Source organism: Bradyrhizobium sp. AUGA SZCCT0177 (assembly GCF_018130125.1).
Classification (GTDB): Bacteria; Pseudomonadota; Alphaproteobacteria; order Rhizobiales; family Xanthobacteraceae; genus Bradyrhizobium.
In genome coordinates this window covers 1-1,267 of the sequence record NZ_JAFCMA010000073.1, presented here as the reverse complement: position 1 = coordinate 1,267, position 1,267 = coordinate 1, and the positions used below count along the sequence as shown (strand labels likewise).

The 1,267-nt window shown below is 60.3% G+C and carries 1 protein-coding gene; it reads right to left on the bottom strand.

The window, feature by feature from the left end; all coding sequences use genetic code 11:
- Positions 1-1,267, bottom strand: a 1,267-nt coding sequence (locus JQ597_RS37415) for a CoA-acylating methylmalonate-semialdehyde dehydrogenase (protein WP_212270386.1), incomplete at both ends; no start/stop codon positions are given.

Below are 1,267 nucleotides of genomic sequence, written 5' to 3'. Positions count from 1 at the left end.
GAGCCGCGTCGCCATCGCGCGTGAAGATCGATGTACCGTTGCCGAATTCGTGCTCGTTGATCATCCGTGCGGCGGTGTCGTAGTCGGGAGCACGGGCGACAGCCAGGACGGGCCCAAAAATCTCTTCCTTGTAGATCTTCATGTTCGGAGTGACATGGTCAAACAGCGACCCGCCGATGAAATAGCCGTCCTGGTAGCCCTGCATTTTGAAGCCACGACCGTCGACGAGCAATTTTGCACCCTCCGCGACACCTGCGTCGATGTAGCCACGGACCTTGTCCAGATGCTGCTTCGTGACGAGCGGGCCCATTTCCGCTTCCGAATCCGTGCCAGGTCCGATTTTGAGGCTCCGAATTTTCGGCTCCAACGCGGAGATCAACCTGTTCGCCGTCGTTTCCCCCACCGGGACCGCGACGGAGATCGCCATGCAACGTTCGCCGGCGGAACCAAAAGCGGCGCCCATCAAAGCGTCGACTGCCTGGTCCATGTCGGCATCGGGCATGATGATCATGTGGTTCTTGGCACCGCCCAGCGCCTGACAGCGCTTTCCTGTCGTCGCGGCCGTCTCGTAGATGTACCGTGCGATTGGTGTGGATCCCACGAAACTGATCGCCGAGATGTCGGGATGATGTAGCAGCGCGTCGACGGTTTCCTTGTCGCCATGGACCACTCCGAATACGCCATCAGGAAGGCCCGCTTCCTTTAGCCACTCCGCGACGATCAGTGACGCCGAGGGATCTCGTTCCGAGGGTTTCAGGATAAACGCGTTTCCACAAGCAAGCGCGACAGGAAACATCCACATCGGCACCATCGCAGGGAAATTGAAGGGGGTAATGCCGGCGACCACGCCGAGAGGCTGACGCATGGAATAGCTATCGACGCGAGTTCCGACGTTCTCGGTAAGCTCGCCCTTCAATAGCTGCGGGGCAGAGGTCGCGAATTCCACGACTTCCATACCACGCTGAATTTCACCGACGGCGTCCGAATGGACCTTTCCGTGTTCGGCGACGATGACTTCCGCGAGTTCGTCGATACGTTCCTCGAGAATCCTGAGGAACCGGTTGAGTATCCTGGCTCGCCGCAAGGGGGTCGTCGCCGCCCAGCCCGGCGCCGCCTTTGTTGCCGCAGCGACAGCATCCGCGACATCCGCGGCGTTCGCGATCGGCACTAACCCCGTCTGCTCGCCGGTCGCGGGATTGAAGACGGACGACGTCCGCCCGTTGCGACCAGGCACCTGCTTGCCATTGATGTAATGCTTGACTTGCGT